Origin of the sequence: Streptomyces triticirhizae, assembly GCF_003696235.1 — a bacterium.
GTDB classification, from domain to species: domain Bacteria; phylum Actinomycetota; class Actinomycetes; order Streptomycetales; family Streptomycetaceae; genus Streptomyces; species Streptomyces triticirhizae.
In genome coordinates this window covers 1-993 of the sequence record NZ_RFFJ01000409.1, presented here as the reverse complement: position 1 = coordinate 993, position 993 = coordinate 1, and the positions used below count along the sequence as shown (strand labels likewise).

Genomic DNA, 993 nt, shown 5'->3' with positions numbered 1-993 from the left:
ACGCGCCGGTGCCGCCCGCGCCCTCGGCCGCCGAGATCGGCCCGGAGGCGGCGGCCGCGCTGAACGGGGCGCTGGACGCCGCGCTGGCCGCCGTCGCCGAGGAGCGCGAGCGGGTGGACGCGGCGGCCAGGGCCGCGATGCGCGGCGCGACCGCCAAGGTGCAGTCGCTGCTCTACCAGATCCAGAGCCTCCTCCACGAACTCCAGCACGAGATGGACGACCCACGGCTGCTGGAGCTGGACTTCCGCAACGAGCTGGCGCTGCGCCGCATCCAGGCGACGGCCGTGCTCTGCGAGGCGTGGCCGGGGCTGGCGCGCACCGACTCCCCGCTGGCGGAGATCGTGCGCGGGGCCCAGTCCCGCGTCCCGGGCTACCAGCGGGTCAAGGTCGCCAACCACCTGCGCGAGCAGCGGATCGGCGTGGTCGCTCGGGCCGCCGAGCCGCTGGCCATCGCGCTGGCCGAGCTGTTGGCCAACGCCACGGCCTACTCGCACCCGGAGACCGAGGTGCCGGTCACCCTGCAACACGGCGGCGGCCGTGGGGTGTTCCTGGTGATCGACGACGCCGGGATCGGCATGGAGGAGGACGCCCTCGCGCGCGCCCGCCGCCTGCTCGCCGGCCCCGAGGGGCTGCTGCTGACCGAGTTGGGGAACCCGCCGCAGGCCGGCTTCGCCGTCGTGGGCCGGCTGGCCCGGCAGTACGGCTTCACCTGCCATGTGGAGCCCTCGCCCTACGGCGGCCTCCGCGTCATGCTGCGGGTGCCGGCCGAGATCCTCACCGTGGTCGAGGGCGAGCACGACCTGTCGGTGCTGGCCCCCGAGCCGGTGTCGCCGCTGCGCCCCACGCGCCCCGGGGACACCGCCGAACGCGCCCCCGGCGCCCCGCGCGCCCAACGCGCCCCCGGCGCACGCGAGTCGGGGCCCGAAGCGCCGGCCGACGACGATCCCGACCCCGACACGGCGCCCCTCCCGACCCGACGCCGCCGCGCGCCCC

At 77.3% G+C, this 993-nt stretch carries 1 protein-coding gene; it reads left to right on the top strand.

What is annotated here, in order from left to right:
* On the top strand, positions 1-993 hold a 993-nt coding region (locus EBN88_RS30000; RefSeq protein WP_233581134.1), incomplete at both ends, for an ATP-binding protein.